Genomic DNA, 17,127 nt, shown 5'->3' on the forward strand with positions numbered 1-17,127 from the left:
CACGAAACGCCGGCTAGAGTGCCGCCCAGTCACCCTATCCGGCACGTGAGCCCGCCCCTTGGCACACGGGAGTCTCCATGGCGCTGCGCGCCGCCCTTGACCTGCTTTGCGCCATGCTGCTAGCGGGCTGCGAAACCACCCACGACTTACTTATCGCCCAGGGCTACCCCTGCCCGCCTATGCCGACGGCTACAACGCCGGCTGCGACAGCGGCCGCCAGGCCGCCGGCACCATCACAACCGGGGCTTTCCGCAAGGACGTGCTGCGCTACCTGAAGGAGGCGACCTACGCCCAGGGCTGGGGTGATGGCTACGAGCAATGCCGGCGCCCGGCCGAGAGCGAAGAGCGCCAGCGCTACGAGGACGCCCGCGGCAACCACCACGAGCATGACTGGCGGCAACAGAAGGACCGCGCCCTGGGCCAGGCGCTGCGCGGTGAATGAGCCTGCGGCAAAGCTCCGCACCCCACCGCATGCCGCGGGCTTGATCCCGGTCAATTCCCGCCCTCGTCGCCTGGCCTCTCCTTGAATCAGGAAAAACCAATAGCCTGATAACGAGGAGATCACTCCATGCAGCCCCTGAAACTGGCCCTGGGCGGCCTGTTGTTGGCCGCCAGCAGTACCGCCGCACACGCCGACGCCCTGCGCGACCAGGCCAACGCCATCTTCAAGCCCATCCCCGAACAGGTGGCCGGGCTGGATGCGGCCCAGGTGGAGCTGGGCCGCCAGTTGTTCTTCGAGCCACGCCTGTCGGCCAGCCACGTGATCAGCTGCAACACCTGCCACAACATCGGCACCGGCGGCGCCGACAACGTGCCCGCCTCCAGCGGCCACGCCTGGCAGAAAGGGGCGCGCAACTCGCCGACGGTGTTCAACGCCGTGTTCAACATCGCGCAGTTCTGGGACGGCCGCGCCAAGGACCTGGAGGAACAGGCCAAGGGGCCGGTGCAGAACCCGGTGGAGATGCACAACACGCCGAACAACGTCGAGGCCACGCTCAAGAGCATGCCCGAGTACGTGGCGGCCTTCGGGAAGGCCTTCCCCGGCGACAAGCAGGCGGTGAGCTTCGACAACATGGCCCGCGCGCTGCAGGCCTTCGAATCGACGCTGATCACCCCCGACTCGCGCTTCGACCAGTACCTCAAGGGCGACGACAAGGCCCTGGACGCCAAGGAGAAGAAAGGGCTGCAGGCCTTCATGAGCGCCGGCTGCATCAGCTGCCACAACGGCGTGAACCTCGGCGGCCAGGCCTACTTCCCGTTCGGCCTGGTGAAGAAACCCGATGCCAGCATCCTGCCCAGCGGCGACAAGGGCCGCTTCGCGGTGACCAAGACGCAGAACGACGAATACGTGTTCCGCGCCGCGCCGCTGCGCAACGTGGCCCTCACCGCGCCCTACTTCCACAGCGGGCAGGTGTGGGACCTGGAGGAAGCGGTGACGATCATGGGCACCGCGCAACTGGGCAAGCAGCTGGATGCCGGCGAAGTGGGCGACATAGTCGCCTTCCTCAAGACCGTCACCGGCAAGCAGCCCCAGGTGCAGTACCCGCTGCTGCCGCCGAGCACCGCCACCACGCCGCGTCCGGTGGATTGACGACCCGCCCGGGCATTCACCTGTAGGAGCGCGCCCTGCGCGCGAAATCGCGGACAGAGTCCTACGGGTGCGCTCGATACGCCGTCGTAGGATGGGTGGAGCGAAGCGATACCCATCGCCATGGCTGACCGGTACGTAGGGCGTATAACCGTTCGCGGTTATACGCCGCTACACCTATCTCATGCCCGGCTTATTGGCCGAGATCGAAGCCCCCGGGAACAGGTGCTCCGAGACCGAATCCGAGCGCGCCTGGGACCAAGGCCAGGCGGCGTATAACGCGGAGCGTTATACGCCCTACGCCCCGCCGTGCTTCGGCCGGTCAGACCACCCCTTGCGCCAGCATGGCGTCGGCGACCTTGACGAAGCCGGCGATGTTGGCGCCCTTCACGTAGTTGATCCGGCCGTTCTCCTCGCCGTGGGCGACGCAGGCGTGGTGGATGTTCTGCATGATGCCGTGCAGGCGCTGGTCCACCTCGCCGGCGCTCCAGTGCAGGCGCATGGCGTTCTGGCTCATCTCCAGGCCGCTGGTGGCGACGCCGCCGGCGTTGGAGGCCTTGCCCGGCGCGTAGAGGATGCCGGCTTCGAGGAAGATATCCACGGCCTCCAGGGTCGACGGCATGTTGGCGCCTTCGGCCACGCAGATGCAGCCGTTGGCCAGCAGGATGCGGGCGTCCTCGGCGTCCAGTTCGTTCTGCGTCGCGCAGGGCAGCGCGATGTCGCAGGGCAGCGACCAGGGGCGCTGGCCGGCCAGGAAGCGCAGGCCGGGGCCGGTCATTTCGCTGAGACGGCCGCGGCGGACGTTCTTCAGCTCCATCACTTCTTCCCACTGTTCCAGGCTCAGGCCGCCTTCGGTGAACAGGGTGCCTTCGGAGTCGGACAGCGAGATCACCTTGCCGCCCAGCTCCATCACCTTCTGCGCCGCGTACTGGGCCACGTTGCCGGAGCCGGAGATGGCCACGCGCTGGCCGTCGAAGCCGCTTTCGCGGGCCTTGAGCATCTCCTGGGCGAAGTACACGCAGCCGTAGCCGGTGGCTTCCGGGCGGATCAGGCTGCCGCCGTAGGCCAGGCCCTTGCCGGTGAGCACCGAGCTGAATTCGTTGGCCAGGCGCTTGTACTGGCCGAACAGGTAACCGATCTCGCGGGCGCCGACGCCGATGTCACCGGCCGGCACGTCCAGGTCGGCGCCGACGTGGCGGTACAGCTCGCTCATGAACGACTGGCAGAAGCGCATCACCTCGGCGTCGCTCTTGCCCTTGGGGTCGAAGTCCGAGCCGCCCTTGCCGCCGCCCATGGGCAGCGAGGTCAGGGAGTTCTTGAACACCTGCTCGAAGGCCAGGAACTTGAGCACGCCCAGGTTCACCGAGGGGTGGAAGCGCAGGCCGCCCTTGTAGGGGCCGATGGCGCTGCTCATCTGTACGCGGAAGCCGCGGTTGACCCGTACCCGGCCCTGGTCGTCGACCCAGGGCACGCGGAACAGGATGGCGCGTTCGGGCTCGACGATGCGCTCGACGATGCCGGCCTGCAGGTAATGCGGGTGGGCTTCGAGGAACGGCCAGAGGGAACGCAGCACCTCCTCCACCGCCTGGTGGAATTCGGGCTGATCGGGATCGCGCCGCTTGAGGCGCTCGAGGAACGAGTCAACGGATTGCGTCATGTCTACACCGGTCTTTCTGATTATGGGCGGGGCCCTTTTGCGGCGAGACTCTAACAACCGATACCGCACCGAGACAGTGCGACATGACGCCTTTATGAATCTTTTTGGTGCAAATCTGTAAGAAAGCCCTTTCAGAGACTGGGCTGCAGCAAGTATTTCAAAATATTTCAAATAGCTTCGTACACCTACGAAAACGGGGCCCGAAGGCCCCGTCTGTCGTGAGAAGCGGCTTACGCCAGCTTCTTGTAGCGCACCCGGTGCGGCTGCGCGGCAGCCTCGCCCAGGCGCTTCTTGCGGTCGGCTTCGAACTCGGTGTAGTTGCCTTCGAAGAACACCACCTTGCCGTCGTCCTCGTAGGACAGGATGTGGGTGGCGATCCGGTCGAGGAACCAGCGATCGTGGGAAATCACGATGGCGGCGCCGGGGAAGTCCAGCAGCGCCTCTTCCAGGGCGCGCAGGGTTTCCACGTCGAGGTCGTTGGACGGTTCGTCGAGCAGCAGCACGTTGCCGCCCTGCTTCAGGGTCAGGGCCAGGTGCAGGCGGCCGCGCTCACCACCGGAGAGGTCCTTGACGAACTTCTGCTGGTCGGCGCCCTTGAAGTTGAAGCGGCCGACGTAGCTGCGCGAGGGGACCTCGTAGTTGCCGATCCTGATCTGCTCGAAGCCGTCGGAAACCTGCTCCCACACGGTCTTGGTGCCTTCCAGGCTGTCGCGGCTCTGGTCGACGCTGGCGATCTGCACGGTGTCGCCGATCTCGATGCTGCCCGAGTCCGGTTGCTCCTTGCCGGTCAGCATGCGGAACAGGGTCGACTTGCCCGCGCCGTTGCCGCCGATCACGCCGACGATGGCGCCCTTGGGAATGCTCAGCGACAGGTCGTCGATCAGCACGCGGTCGCCATAGCCCTTGCACACGTTGTGCAGCTCGATGACCTTGTCGCCCAGGCGCGGGCCGGCCGGGATGTAGATCTCGTTGGTCTCGCTGCGCTTCTGGAATTCCTGCGACTGCATTTCCTCGAAGCGCTGCAGGCGCGCCTTGGACTTGGCCTGGCGGCCCTTGGCGCCCTGGCGCACCCACTCCAGCTCGGCCTTCATGGCCTTGGCGTGGGAGGCTTCCTGCTTGGCTTCCTGGGCCAGGCGGCTGGCCTTGGATTCCAGCCAGCCGGAGTAGTTGCCTTCGAACGGGATGCCGTGGCCACGGTCCAGTTCGAGGATCCAGCCGGCGACGTTGTCGAGGAAGTAGCGGTCGTGGGTGATCGCCACCACGGTGCCGGGGAAGTCGTGGAGGAAGTGCTCCAGCCAGGCGACGGAGTCGGCGTCCAGGTGGTTGGTCGGTTCGTCCAGCAGCAGCATGTCCGGGGCCGACAGCAGCAGGCGGCACAGCGCCACGCGGCGCTTCTCGCCACCGGAGAGGTGCTCGATCTTCGCCTCCCACGGCGGCAGGCGCAGGGCGTCGGCGGCGACTTCCAGCTGGCGCTCCAGGTTGTGGCCGTCGGAGGAGTGGATGATGGCTTCCAGCTTGGCCTGCTCGGCGGCCAGGGCGTCGAAGTCGGCATCCGGCTCGGCGTAGGCGGCGTAGACCTCGTCCAGGCGGGCCTGGGCCTGCTTGACCTCGTCCACCGCTTCCTCGACCACCTCGCGCACGGTCTTCTGCGGGTCGAGCTGCGGCTCCTGCGGCAGGTAGCCGACCTTGATGCCCGGCATCGGGCGGGCTTCGCCCTCGATCTCGGTGTCGACGCCGGCCATGATGCGCAGCAGGGTGGATTTACCCGCGCCGTTCAGGCCCAGCACACCGATCTTGGCGCCGGGGAAGAACGACAGGGAGATGTCCTTGAGGATTTCACGCTTGGGCGGCACGACCTTGCCGACCCGGTGCATGGTATAGACGTATTGAGCCATGGATACCTAGCTTCTGGGATGAAAGTGAATGGCCGTCATGGCTGTCGCGGCCGGCGGGCCGGTGTGCCCCGGTACGAGGGGCGCGACCATTGGCCGCGGGCGACGGGCGAGGCGGGCGACGGCAGGGCCGGACTCGCGGAAACAGGACGCAGCGATCAACGCGCGCGTGCGGCAAAGCTACCGGAATGGACCGTGAAGGGCAAACGACGCTCGTCGGCGATACTGGCACTTGGCCCTGCTTCCGGGCATGCTACTGCGCGCCGAACCCCGTCGCCCCGTTCCAGGTAGCCGCTCCTTGTCCAGACCTCCCCGCCCTCCGGCCAGCCTGGCCCGGCCTGAACGGCTGGCCATCAGGAGCGCCCTGCTGCTGGTGCCGCTGATGCTCGGCCTGCTGCTCTGGCAACTGGGCCAGGAGTATTTCAGCCAGGCGCGGTTCGAGCGCGAGCGCATCCTGCACCAGAGCCAGGAGCTGGCCCACCAGTTGTCCCTGGCCCTGGAGCTCAAGGCCCAGGCTGCGCGCACCCTGGCCCGGCAACGCCTGGGCCGCGGCGAGGAGCCGGCGCTGCTGCTCGACGACCTGCGCCAGCTCTATCCCGCCCTGCGCAGCCTGGCCTGGTACGCCCCCGACGGCGGCAGGCAACTGGACACCGCGCCGGCCAGCGGCGACGACGCCTTCGTCGCCGGCCTGCGGCAACGCGCCGCCGCCAGCCCCTTCCATTACGCCTACAACGACGCCGATGGCGGCCATTTCTACCTGCTGCTGCGCCCGCAGGACGCCAGCGGCCCCTTCGCCGTGCTCCGCCTGGACGCAGCCGAGGCGCGCCGGCAATGGTCCGGGCGGGTCCTGGCCGGCGGCCGCGCCTGGGTGCTGGAAGACCAGGCCGGCCACCCGGTGCTGGCCGCGCCCGACGCGCCGGCGGACACGCCGGCGGCCATCGCGCCGGAAGCCGTCGAATCGCCGGCGCTGCAGGTCGCCAACAGCGACTGGCATATCCGCCCGCTGGTCGACGCGCTCGCTACGCAGCCCAGGGTGCCGCCGCGCCTGCTCGGCGAGCTGGGCCTGCTGCTGTTGCTGGCCGGCATCAGCTGCGCCGCCCTGCTGCGCCTGCAACGCGAGCAGCAGAGCCTGCGCGCGCAGACCGCCGACTCGCAATCGCGCCTGCGCCAGGCCGCCCAGGCCCTGGCGGCGGTGGACGAGCGGGTGCTGGTGACGCGCGCCGACGGCCGCCTGGTCTACCTCAACCCGCCGGCGGAGCAGCTGCTGGGCATCCGCGCCGAAGACGCGCCCCTGCACCATCTCGCGCGCCTGCTGCCGGAGCTGGCGCAGCCGCCCAGCGAGGGCACGCCGCCGGGCAGGCAGTACGTCACCCTGGAGCGCAACGGCCGCCGCCGGCGCTACGCCGTCAGCCGCCACCCGCTGGAGGAATCCCCGCCCGGCGAGGCGCCCGACTGGGTGCTGCGCGGCCAGCAGGCGCCGGGCGGGCACGTCTGGGTGCTGCGCGACGTCACCGAGGAGCAGCGCTCGCTGCAGGTGCTGGAAGAGACGCGGCGGCGCTACCAGGACATCTTCGACGGCGTCGGCGTGGCCCTCTGCGTGCTCGACCTCTCGGACCTGCAGCGCTTCTTCGCCGACAACGGCCTGCGCGAGGCCGGCCGCCTGCAGGCCTGGCTGGAGCGCCGCGAGGAACACTGGCCGCAGCTGCTGCGGCTGATCCGCATCAGCGAGGTCAACGAGGTGGCGCGGCGCCTGCTCGGCGTGGAGAGCGGCGAGCAGGCCTGGCGGCAGCTGATCGGCGACAGCCCGCGGCGCCCCGGCAGCGCCCGCGCGCGCATCATCGAGGCGATCCTCTGCGGCACCGGCCTCATCGAGCAGGAAGTCGCCATCCGCACCGGCCAGGGCGAGCTGCGCCACTTCTGGCTGCAGCTGCGCATCCCCGAGCACCTGCCGGACTACCGCGCGGTCACCCTGAGCCTGTCCGACATCAGCAGCCGCAAGCAGGTCGAGCTGTCGCTGATCGAACGCGAGAAGTTCTGGTCCGATGCCGTGCGCGCGGTGCCCGACACCCTGTACATCCACGACATCACCGCGCGCCGGGTGATCTTCAGCAACCATCACCTGGGCAGCCAGCTGGGCTACGGCAAGGAAGAGCTGGAGCAGATGGGCGAGCGCTTCTGGGAATGCCTGCTGCACCCGGACGACGTCGAGTACTACTGGCGCATACGCAACCTGCAACAGGTGGTCGGCGACAACCTGCTGCTGGACAGCCAGTTGCGCTGGCGCCACCGCGACGGCAGCTGGCACTGGTTCGACATCCGCGAGCAGGCCTTCAGCCGCGCCCCCGACGGCCGCGTGGCGCGCCTGATCGGCGTGGCCAAGGACATCACCGACACGGTGGAGGCGAACAACTCGCTGCGCGAGAGCAGCCGCCGCTACCAGATGCTGGCCGAGAGCATCAGCGACGTGATCCTCACCACCGACGCCCAACTGAACATCGACTACATCAGCCCGTCCATCGAGCAGACCTTCGGCTACAGCCCCGACTGGCTGCTGCACAACGACCTGCAGCAGATCGCCGCCAACCCGGCGCAGCTGGGGCGCCTGCACGACCTGCTGGAGCGCGTGCGCGACGCCATAGGCGCGCCGCGCCGGCTGGCCGCCCTGCGCGAGTCCAGCGCGGTGCACCTGTTCACCTTCGACTGCCTGCGCGCCGACGGCCGCAAGGTCCCGGTGGAGCTGCGCATCGCCCTGATGTGGGACGACTCCGGGCGCTTCGTCGGCCTGCTCGGCGTGGCCCGCGACATCAGCCAGCAGCGCCGCGCCGAGCGCGAGATGCGCATGGCCGCGACCGTGTTCGAGCATTCCACGGCGGCCATCATGGTCACCGACCCGGCCGGCTACATCGTCCAGGTCAACGACTCCTTCTCGCGCCTGACCGGCTACGCCGCCGCCGAGGTGCTCGACCAGCAGCCGCGCCTGCTCACCGCCGACCAGCAGGAGGCCAACCAGCTCAAGCACGTGCTCGACAGCCTGCAGCGCAGCGGCAGCTGGGAAGGCGAGATCCTGCAGAAGCGCAAGAGCGGCGAGCTGTACCCGTCCTGGGTGGGCATCACCGCGGTGCAGGACGAGGAAGGCGACCTGGTCAGCTTCGTCTGCTTCTTCAGCGACATCAGCGAGCGCAAGGCCAGCGAGCGGCGCATCCACCGCCTGGCCTACTACGACGCCCTCACCCACCTGCCCAACCGCACCCTGTTCCAGGACCGCCTGCACACCGCGCTGATGCAGGCCGAGCGGCACCGCCAGTGGGTGGTGCTGATGTTCCTCGACCTCGACCGCTTCAAGCCGATCAACGACTCCCTCGGCCACGCCGCGGGCGACCGCATGCTCAAGGAAGTGGCCGAGCGCCTGAACCGCTGCGTCGGCGACAACGACACCGTGGCGCGCATGGGCGGCGACGAGTTCACCCTGCTGCTGCCCGCGCTGGAAGACCGCGAGCGCGCGCTCAAGCGCGCCATCCAGGTGGCCGAGCGCATCCTCGCCAGCCTGGCCCGGCCCTTCACCCTGGAAGGCCGCGAGTTCTTCGTCACCGCCAGCATCGGCGTGGCCCTGTCGCCCCAGGACGGCGCCGAGCTGAGCCAGTTGATGAAGAACGCCGACACCGCCATGTACCACGCCAAGGAAGTGGGCAAGAACAACTTCCAGTTCTACCAGGCCGAGATGAACGCCCGCGCCCTGGAGCGCCTGGAGCTGGAAAGCGACCTGCGCCGGGCCATCGAGCAGGGCGAGTTCGTCCTGCACTACCAGCCGCAGTTCACCGGCGACGGCCGCCGCCTCACCGGTGCCGAGGCGCTGCTGCGCTGGCAGCACCCGCGCCGCGGCCTGGTGCCGCCCACCGAGTTCATCCCGGTGCTGGAGGAACTGGGGCTGATCGCCCAGGTCGGCGACTGGCTGCTGGCCGAGGCCTGCCGGCAGATCCGCATCTGGCACCGCGACAAGGTGCGGGTGCCCAAGGTGGCGGTGAACCTGTCCGCGCGGCAGTTCGCCGACGGCCAGCTGGGCACGCGCATCGCCGGCATCCTCATGGAGACCGGCATCCCGCCGGCCTGCCTGGAGCTGGAGCTGACCGAAAGCATCCTGATGAGCGACGTGTCCGAGGCCATGCACATCCTCTCCGGGCTCAAGCGGCTGGGCCTGGCCATCGCGGTGGACGACTTCGGCACCGGCTACTCGTCGCTGAACTACCTCAAGCAGTTCCCCATCGACGTGCTGAAGATCGACCGCAGCTTCGTCGACGGCCTGCCCCACGGCGAGCAGGACGCGCAGATCGCCCGCGCCATCATCGCCATGGCCCACAGCCTGAACCTGATGGTGATCGCCGAGGGCGTGGAGAGCCAGGCGCAGCTGGACTTCCTGCGCGAACACGGCTGCGACGAGGTGCAGGGCTTCCTGTTCGGCCGGCCGATGACGGCGGAGCAGTTTGCGGCGCTGTTCTCCAGCAATGCGTTGTTCCTGCTCGGCTAGCGTCAGGATTCCCCTGTAGGAGCCTATCGTACGGGCAGGCACGGCTTCTCGTAGGAGCGAGCTTGCTCGCGAATGAGCCCCCCGCTGCGGAATCTGTTCGCGAGCAAGCTCGCTCCTACGAAGAGCACTTCGGCGTAGTCGGCAAGACAGTTGCTCCTACGCCATGCCCCCGGCGGCGCCTGTAGGAGCGCGCCCTGCGCGCGAATCGCGGGCAGGGCCCGCTCCAACAGCGCTCCCCCCGCGTGAACCCCGCTTATCCGCCACATGACCGCCTTTCATATGCCAGCGCGCGCGCCCTGGGTTAGAATGCGCCCCTTTCCCAGCACCGATCCTTATGAGGACCGCCATGTTCAGCCGTGATTTGACCCTCGCCCGCTACGATGCCGAACTCTTCGCCGCGATGGAGCAGGAAGCCCTGCGCCAGGAAGAGCACATCGAGCTCATCGCCTCCGAGAACTACACCAGCCCGGCGGTGATGGAAGCCCAGGGTAGCGTGCTGACCAACAAGTACGCCGAAGGCTACCCGGGCAAGCGCTACTACGGCGGTTGCGAGTACGTCGACGTGGTCGAGCAGCTGGCCATCGACCGCGCCAAGCAGCTGTTCGGCGCCGACTACGCCAACGTCCAGCCGCACTCCGGCTCCCAGGCCAACGCCGCGGTCTACATGGCCCTGCTGAACGCCGGCGACACCGTGCTGGGCATGAGCCTGGCCCACGGCGGCCACCTGACCCACGGCGCCAGCGTCAGCTTCTCCGGCAAGATCTACAACGCCGTGCAGTACGGCATCGACGGCAACGGCCTGATCGACTACGACGAAGTCGAGCGCCTGGCCGTGGAACACAAGCCGAAGATGATCATCGCCGGCTTCTCCGCCTACTCGCAGATCCTCGACTTCCCGCGCTTCCGCGCCATCGCCGACAAGGTGGGCGCCTACCTGTTCGTCGACATGGCCCACGTGGCCGGCCTGGTCGCCGCCGGCATCTACCCGAACCCGGTGCCCTTCGCCGACGTCGTCACCACCACCACCCACAAGACCCTGCGCGGCCCGCGCGGCGGCCTGATCCTGGCGCGCAGGAACGAAGAGCTGGAGAAGAAGCTGAACTCCGCCGTCTTCCCGGGCGGCCAGGGCGGCCCGCTGGAGCACGTCATCGCCGCCAAGGCCGTGTGCTTCAAGGAAGCCCTGCAGCCCGAGTTCAAGGCCTATCAGGAACAAGTGGTGAAGAACGCCCAGACCATGGCCCAGGTGTTCATCGAGAACGGCTACGACGTGGTTTCCGGCGGCACCCGGAACCACCTGTTCCTGCTCAGCCTGATCAAGCAGGACATCACCGGCAAGGACGCGGACGCCGCCCTGGGCCGCGCCTTCATCACCGTGAACAAGAACAGCGTGCCGAACGATCCGCGCTCGCCCTTCGTCACCTCGGGCCTGCGCATCGGCACCCCGGCCGTGACCACCCGCGGCTTCAAGGAAGACGAGTGCCGCCAGCTGGCCGGCTGGATCTGCGAGATCCTCGCCAACCTGGGCGACGAGGCCGTGGAAGGCCGCGTGCGCGAGCAGGTCAAGGCCCTGTGCGCCAAGTTCCCGGTGTACGGCAAGTAAGCCTTACCCGCGAACGACAAAAAGCCCGGCATTCACCGCCGGGCTTTTTCGTTTCCATGGGCCTCAATGGGCGCCGTGCGGACGCCAGCTCAGAATGCACGTCAGCTCACGGCGGTGCTCCGGATCCTGGCAGCGCTCCTGTCCGCTCCGTCCCTGGTAGTACTGGCTGCGGATCAGTTGTTGCTGCTGCAGGTAGACCTGAATGCCAATCACCGCCAGGACTATCGCTATGAACGAGAGCGGCAGCAACACTGCAAGGTGGCGACGCAAGGGCCCGAGGATAATCTCGGCAGCACGAGCCAGCACATGTGTACGTATTGCCAACTGCATCAGCAGCAACACGGCGACCGCCAGCGGGACGCTCGCCAACCACAACCCTCCCCCCTTCAGACCGGAAGCCAGCGCAATCAGCCAGGCGACTCCGAACGCCAGCGCGCCATGCCGTAGCGGCCGCATCCCCGCCCCCTGCCCATGCCACTGGACCGGCAGGATCTCACCGCCGAGCCAATAGTCGAAACGGTTCAGCCGGTCGTGCGTAAGCGCTCGGAAAACCCGCATCACCAATGCGCTCACGTAGTAGGGGATGGTGGAGAACGCCACCAGTACCAACAGATTGGGCAGCAGCTCCGGCAGGCTCCGTACCTTGCCGGGTAGCCAGAACACGCCAAGGACGACCACAACAGCCACCCAGAGGAGGAAATGCCTGGGATCGAACTTACCTTCATTGCGCGGCAAGTCCTGCCAGAACTCCAGGCTTCGGTTGCCCTCAGGCAAACGCTCGAGCAGATTCGGATAGCGGTACTGCAAGGTGTCGGCGATACGCTGGCAACTGTTCCAGTCAGCGGCGCCGAAATCGGCGCTGAAACGACGCTGCTGGTAAATGTCGAACGGTGTCAGCATCAGTCGGGCCGCCCGCATCTCGGGGCGCAGGTCCCAGGTCTGCGCATCCCGCTGCAGGGTCTCGAAGTAGCTCTCCGCGTCCCGGCGCCGCAGCAGTGCGCCCCAGAGATACTCGGCGCAATTGGGTACGCGCCGTCCCTCCTGCCACTCGAAGAGGCTGGCGACGCCCTCGAAGAGCCCGGCCGGCCAGTGCGGAACCTCCAGCAACAGCTCCACCACCGCCTCGTCCAGCAGGCCGCGCGCATCGTAGCTTTGCAACCAGGGCTGGCGGCGCAGCGTCGCCAAGCCGTCCTGGAATTCCGCCACTTCGCCCTTATCGAGCGAACGACGCAATTGCAGCAGCAACCCACGCAACACCCTGGAACGCACCTGCAGGCGCTCGCCCTCTGTCAGCGAGGAGCGCCGATCAGGATCCAGCCAACCATACTCGACGCAAGCGGCATCCAGCAGAAGGTGGTTGCCGGGCACCTCGAGACAATGCTGCAGGAGAGCGTGCTCGAAAGAAGTGGCCAGCCCGGCCTCTTCCGCCCGCAGCCTGCACTCGGTCAGTGTGGCAGGCGAGATGTCCGCAAGCAGCGATGGAAGGTGCAGCTGCAGGTCGGTGTCGAGGGGCTGCGCGGCGGGGGGCACAACGGCCGACGCTACGTGTTCGGCTCGCTGCGGCTCTACCTCGGCGATCTCGTCCTCGCCTTCCCACTCCACCCAGCTCAATGCCTGCTCGTAGGCCTCCCGTAGCGCCTGGAAAGCCTGGGCATCCTCGTCAGGGCGGGTGACCTTGAGCAAACGCGCATATTGCCGCTTGATGGTGCGCTCGTCGGTGCCGGGCTCCAGGCCCAGGGTTTCCCAACAACTCATGGCGCGTGCCTCACTGCCACACCGACTGTTCGATCTCGTCCAGGCGCACCTGAACGGCCTCGCGCATCGCCTCGATCCGCGCCGGGTCCTGCTCGGCCAGGACCTGCTGGAAAGCTCCGGCCAATTGGGCGAGCTGGCTGCGCGCCTCTCCCAGGCTCTCCTGGTACAAACGTTCGAGACGGGCCAGGAGCAGGGTATTCACCTGCTGGTTACGCGGGTGCACCTTCAGCGAGGCCAATTCGGCCAAGCGCTGGCGAACCTCCTCGGGGCTCAGCACACCGGGGTTCTTCTCGATGACCAGGCTATGCCGCTCGCCGCTGTCCGGCAGGGTCACCTCTGCTTCGAGGATGCCGTTGTTGTCGTAGGTGAAGCGTACGTCCAGCTTGACCTCGCCCGCCTTGCGCGGCGGTACCGGGATATCCAGCTCGCCGAGCGGGATGTTGTCCTTCACCAGGCGGCTTTCACCCTGGAAGATCTGCAGCAGCACCCGGGCCTGGCCATCCTGCAGGGTCTGCACCGTCTTCACCCGGCTCACCGGCACCACGCTGTTGCGCTCGATGATCGGCAGGTAGTGCCCACTTTCATACTGGCGACCGAATTGCATGGTGGTCTCGATGCCCAAGGTATAGGGGCACACATCGGTCAGCACCACTTCCTCTAGCGCGGCGGCGCGGCTTTTCAGCGCGGCCTGCACAGCGGCGCCCAAGGCCACCGCCTCATCGGGGTTGATGTGCAGGGCCGGGAAGCGACCGAACAGTCCGGCGGCCAGCTTGCGCACCAACGGCATGCGCGTGGTCCCGCCTACCAGCAGCACCTCGTCGAGGTCGGCGACACGGATGCGCGCATCGCGCAGCGCGCGTTCGATCGGCCCGCGTAGACGCTCCAGCAGCGCGGCGCTGACCTTCTGCAGGTCGTCCTGGGTCACTTCCAGTTCCCACCTGCGCCCACCATGGCTGAAGACGAAGGTCTCGCTCGCCTGTTGCCCCAGCGCCTGGCGCACGCGCTCGGCCTCGCAGCGAAGGCGATGGAGGATGCCGCTGCCGTTGATGTCGGGGAACTGCGCGTCCTCCCGCTGGCTGGCGACGAAGTGCTGCAACAGGGCGGTATCGAAGTCCTCGCCGCCAAGGAAGTTGTCGCCGGCGCTGGCGCGGACCTCCATCACCCCCTCGAAGAGCTCGAGGATGGAGACATCGAAAGTGCCACCGCCGAGGTCGAAGACCAGGAAGGAAGTCTCCCGGTCCTTGTGGTGCAGGCCGTAGGCCAGGGCCGCCGCGGTAGGTTCGTTGACGAGTTTCTCGACCTTCAGGCCGGCCAGTTCGCCGGCGATTCGCGTCGCCTTGCGCTGCGCATCGCTGAAGTAGGCCGGCACGCTGATGACCGCTTCTTCCACCGGCTCGCCGTAGGCACGCTCGACGTCCTCCTTCAGGCTGCGCAACAGCAGCGCGGAGAGCTCTTCGGGGCGGAAGCGCCGTTGACCCAGGGTAGTCTCGTGGCCGCTGCCCATATGGCGCTTGAACAAGGCGGTGGTGAGCTGGGGGTGGGTCTGCAGGCGCTCACGGGCAGCCTGGCCGACCAGGATCAGGCCCTGGTCGTCGAGGCCGACCACACTGGGGGTGATCACGCTGCCCAGCGCATTGGGCACCAGTTGCGGGGCATCGTCGCGCCACACGGCGACGAGGCTGTTGGTCGTGCCCAGATCAATGCCGACTATCATGCTGGCGCTCTCCTTGCGAGCTTGGCGGGCTCTGCAGGCCAGGCCCATCCATGGAAGGGAAAGAACACTATTACAGCGAGATGCCAGTATCCGGTAAAGCCCCCGGAAGCAGTATCAGAGTGAGCCGGTTGGCCTCGGAAGAATTCGGCTCCGCCGACCAGATCCTGCCGCCGGAAATCCGGGGGATTCGGACTTTCCTTCCTGCTTGCCGCCGCTCAGGGCTGCACCAGCACATCCCGCAGTTCGTTGAGCTGCCGCGCCAGCGCCTCCGCTTCCACCTGGCTGTCGAACCCCTCCAGCATCACCCGGCCGTCGCGCACCGGCTCGGACACCGGCGGCAGCATGCGCAGCTGGCCGTCGATCACCACCGCCAGGGCCTTGCCCTGCTGCTTTTCGGTCAGGCGCGCCAGGCGCCGGCTGGCGTCGGGGGCGAAGGTCACCAGCACGCCGGGGCGGCCGCCGTTGCCCAGCACCACTTCGGCGCGCTGCACGTCGCGCTGGGTGAGTTCGGCGCGGGCGATGACCAGCACCGCCTGGCCTTGCGGGTCGGCCAGGGTGCGGGTGCTGGCCGTGGCCTTGTCGGCGGTGGCGTGGATGTCGAAGCTGTGCTGCGGCAGGACCGGCGGCGTGCCGGCGCAGGCGCCCAGCAGGGCGAGGAGGCAAAGCGGGATCAGGCGTTTCATGGGTCGACGACGGGTCAGGCAACAGTGGAATCGGGCCGGATGCCAGTTGGACAACGGCGCGCGCCGGTCATTGCGTACCGGCCGGCACATGATAACGCCGATGGCGGCCCGGCAGGCGTGGCAGAGGTCAACGAAGGGGCTGGCACGGGCCTTGCGTTGGCAGTCGCGGCCGAGGCCGGCTAGGCTCGTCGGGGAAGCGGGCGACGGGCTCGATACCCGCGTTTCCGGCGAGCTGCTATGATGCCCGCCTTTTTTGCCCAGGCCGCGCGAGACGGCCATTGTTGACCGACCGGTCGAGCCGCAGGACGCCCAAACACGGGGAGCACGACATGCTGGAAAAGCTGTTCCAACTCAAGGCGCACAACACCAACGTACGCACCGAGATACTGGCGGGGGTCACCACCTTCCTGACCATGGCCTACATTCTCTTCGTCAACCCGAGCATCCTCGGCGAGACCGGCATGGACAAGGGCGCGGTGTTCGTCGCCACCTGCCTGGCCGCGGCCATCGGCTCGGCGATCATGGGGCTGATCGCCAACTACCCCATCGCCCTCGCGCCGGGCATGGGCCTGAACGCCTTCTTCACCTACACCGTGGTGCTGCACATGGGCCACACCTGGCAGGTGGCGCTGGGCGCGGTGTTCCTCTCGGCCTGCATGTTCTTCGTCATCTCGATCTTCCGCATCCGCGAATGGATCATCAACAGCATCCCGCTGGCCCTGCGCTCGGCCATCGCCGCCGGCATCGGCCTGTTCCTGGCGCTGATCGCGCTCAAGGAATCCGGCATCGTCGTCGCCAACCCGGCCACCCTGGTGGGCATGGGCGACCTGGCCAGGCCCGAGCCGCTGCTGGCGATCCTCGGCTTCATCCTCATCGTCGCCCTGGAAGCCCGCCGCGTGACCGGCGCGGTGATGATCGGCATCCTCGCCGTGACCTTCATCGCCATCGCCCTGGGCGTGTCGCAGTTCGGCGGCGTGGTGTCGATGCCGCCGTCGCTGGCGCCGACCTTCCTCCAGCTGGACATCAAGGGCGCCCTGGACATCGGCCTGACCAGCGTGATCTTCGCCTTCCTCTTCGTCGACCTGTTCGACAACTCCGGCACCCTGATCGGCGTGGCCAAGCGCGCCGGCCTGATGGGCAAGGACGGGCACATGCCGAAGATGGGCCGCGCGCTGATCGCCGACAGCACCGCGGCCATGTTCGGCTCGCTGCTGGGCACCTCCACCACCACCAGCTACATCGAGTCCGCCGCGGGCGTCTCCGCCGGTGGCCGCACAGGCCTGACCGCCATCGTGGTCGCCGTGCTGTTCCTGCTGGCGCTGTTCTTCGCCCCGCTGGCGGGCAACGTGCCGGCCTTCGCCACGGCGCCGGCGCTGTTCTTCGTCGCCGTGCTGATGGCCTCGGGCCTGGCCGAGATCGACTGGGACGACCTGACCGTGGCCGCGCCCGTGGTGGTCACCGCCCTGGCCATGCCGCTGACCTTCTCCATCGCCAACGGCATCGCCTTCGGCTTCATCACCTGGACCGCCTGCAAGCTGCTGGCCGGCCGCTTCCGCGAGCTGAACTGGGCGCTGGTGATCCTCTCGGTGCTGTTCGTCATCAAGCTGGGCTGGTACAACGCCTGAGTCATCTTTACCCATGCTGCATGGGTATCGCTTCGCTCGACCCATCCCGCGAGTCACCTGCAAGATGGGTCGAGTGCAACGAAACCCATCG

The 17,127-nt window shown here is 67.7% G+C and carries 9 protein-coding genes and 1 pseudogene; 5 read left to right on the forward strand and 5 right to left on the reverse strand.

Going from position 1 to position 17,127, the window contains the following annotated elements; all coding sequences use genetic code 11:
- Positions 1 to 77: 77 nt before the first annotated feature.
- Both CHC02_RS08910 and CHC02_RS08915 read left to right on the forward strand, forming a co-directional pair.
- Positions 78 to 442 (forward strand): annotated as a pseudogene (locus tag CHC02_RS08910) (hypothetical protein).
- Between the two features lie 126 nt (positions 443 to 568).
- A complete protein-coding gene (locus tag CHC02_RS08915; RefSeq protein WP_089391122.1) occupies positions 569 to 1,591 on the forward strand; it encodes a cytochrome-c peroxidase in 1,023 nt (340 codons plus the stop codon).
- A gap of 319 nt (positions 1,592 to 1,910) precedes the next feature.
- Here CHC02_RS08915 and gdhA read toward each other — a convergent pair whose 3' ends face one another.
- Complete coding sequence (gene gdhA / locus CHC02_RS08920) at positions 1,911 to 3,245, reverse strand: NADP-specific glutamate dehydrogenase (protein ID WP_089391123.1); 1,335 nt, start codon at positions 3,243 to 3,245, stop codon at positions 1,911 to 1,913.
- 230 nt (positions 3,246 to 3,475) lie between these two features.
- Positions 3,476 to 5,140 carry an energy-dependent translational throttle protein EttA gene (gene ettA, locus CHC02_RS08925; RefSeq protein WP_089391124.1) on the reverse strand — a complete coding sequence of 555 codons (1,665 nt, stop codon included), beginning with the start codon at positions 5,138 to 5,140 and terminating at the stop codon, positions 3,476 to 3,478.
- 247 nt (positions 5,141 to 5,387) lie between these two features.
- Here ettA and CHC02_RS08930 point away from each other — a divergent pair, with 247 nt between their 5' ends.
- Both CHC02_RS08930 and glyA read left to right on the forward strand, forming a co-directional pair.
- The gene (locus CHC02_RS08930; protein ID WP_425262379.1) at positions 5,388 to 9,659 is read left to right on the forward strand and encodes an EAL domain-containing protein; all 4,272 of its coding nucleotides are present in this window, start codon (positions 5,388 to 5,390) and stop codon (positions 9,657 to 9,659) included.
- 346 nt (positions 9,660 to 10,005) lie between these two features.
- Complete coding sequence (glyA, locus tag CHC02_RS08940; RefSeq protein ID WP_089391127.1) at positions 10,006 to 11,259, forward strand: serine hydroxymethyltransferase; 1,254 nt, start codon at positions 10,006 to 10,008, stop codon at positions 11,257 to 11,259.
- A gap of 63 nt (positions 11,260 to 11,322) precedes the next feature.
- Here glyA and CHC02_RS08945 read toward each other — a convergent pair whose 3' ends face one another.
- From CHC02_RS08945 to CHC02_RS08955, 3 genes are all read right to left on the reverse strand, one after another.
- Positions 11,323 to 13,014 (reverse strand): J domain-containing protein, encoded by a 1,692-nt coding sequence (locus CHC02_RS08945; protein WP_089391128.1) that lies wholly within the window; start codon positions 13,012 to 13,014, stop codon positions 11,323 to 11,325.
- Between the two features lie 10 nt (positions 13,015 to 13,024).
- The gene (locus CHC02_RS08950) at positions 13,025 to 14,728 is read right to left on the reverse strand and encodes a molecular chaperone HscC (RefSeq protein WP_089391129.1); all 1,704 of its coding nucleotides are present in this window, start codon (positions 14,726 to 14,728) and stop codon (positions 13,025 to 13,027) included.
- A 215-nt stretch (positions 14,729 to 14,943) separates the two neighbouring features.
- Positions 14,944 to 15,411: a SecDF P1 head subdomain-containing protein gene (locus CHC02_RS08955; RefSeq protein WP_089391130.1), complete on the reverse strand. Its 468-nt coding sequence runs from the start codon at positions 15,409 to 15,411 to the stop codon at positions 14,944 to 14,946.
- A 329-nt stretch (positions 15,412 to 15,740) separates the two neighbouring features.
- Here CHC02_RS08955 and CHC02_RS08960 point away from each other — a divergent pair, with 329 nt between their 5' ends.
- Positions 15,741 to 17,036, forward strand: coding sequence for an NCS2 family permease (locus tag CHC02_RS08960; RefSeq protein WP_089391131.1), 1,296 nt, complete (start codon positions 15,741 to 15,743; stop codon positions 17,034 to 17,036).
- Positions 17,037 to 17,127 lie beyond the last annotated feature (91 nt).

The sequence above is a fragment of the Pseudomonas delhiensis genome, assembly GCF_900187975.1.
Taxonomy (GTDB): domain Bacteria; phylum Pseudomonadota; class Gammaproteobacteria; order Pseudomonadales; family Pseudomonadaceae; genus Pseudomonas; species Pseudomonas delhiensis.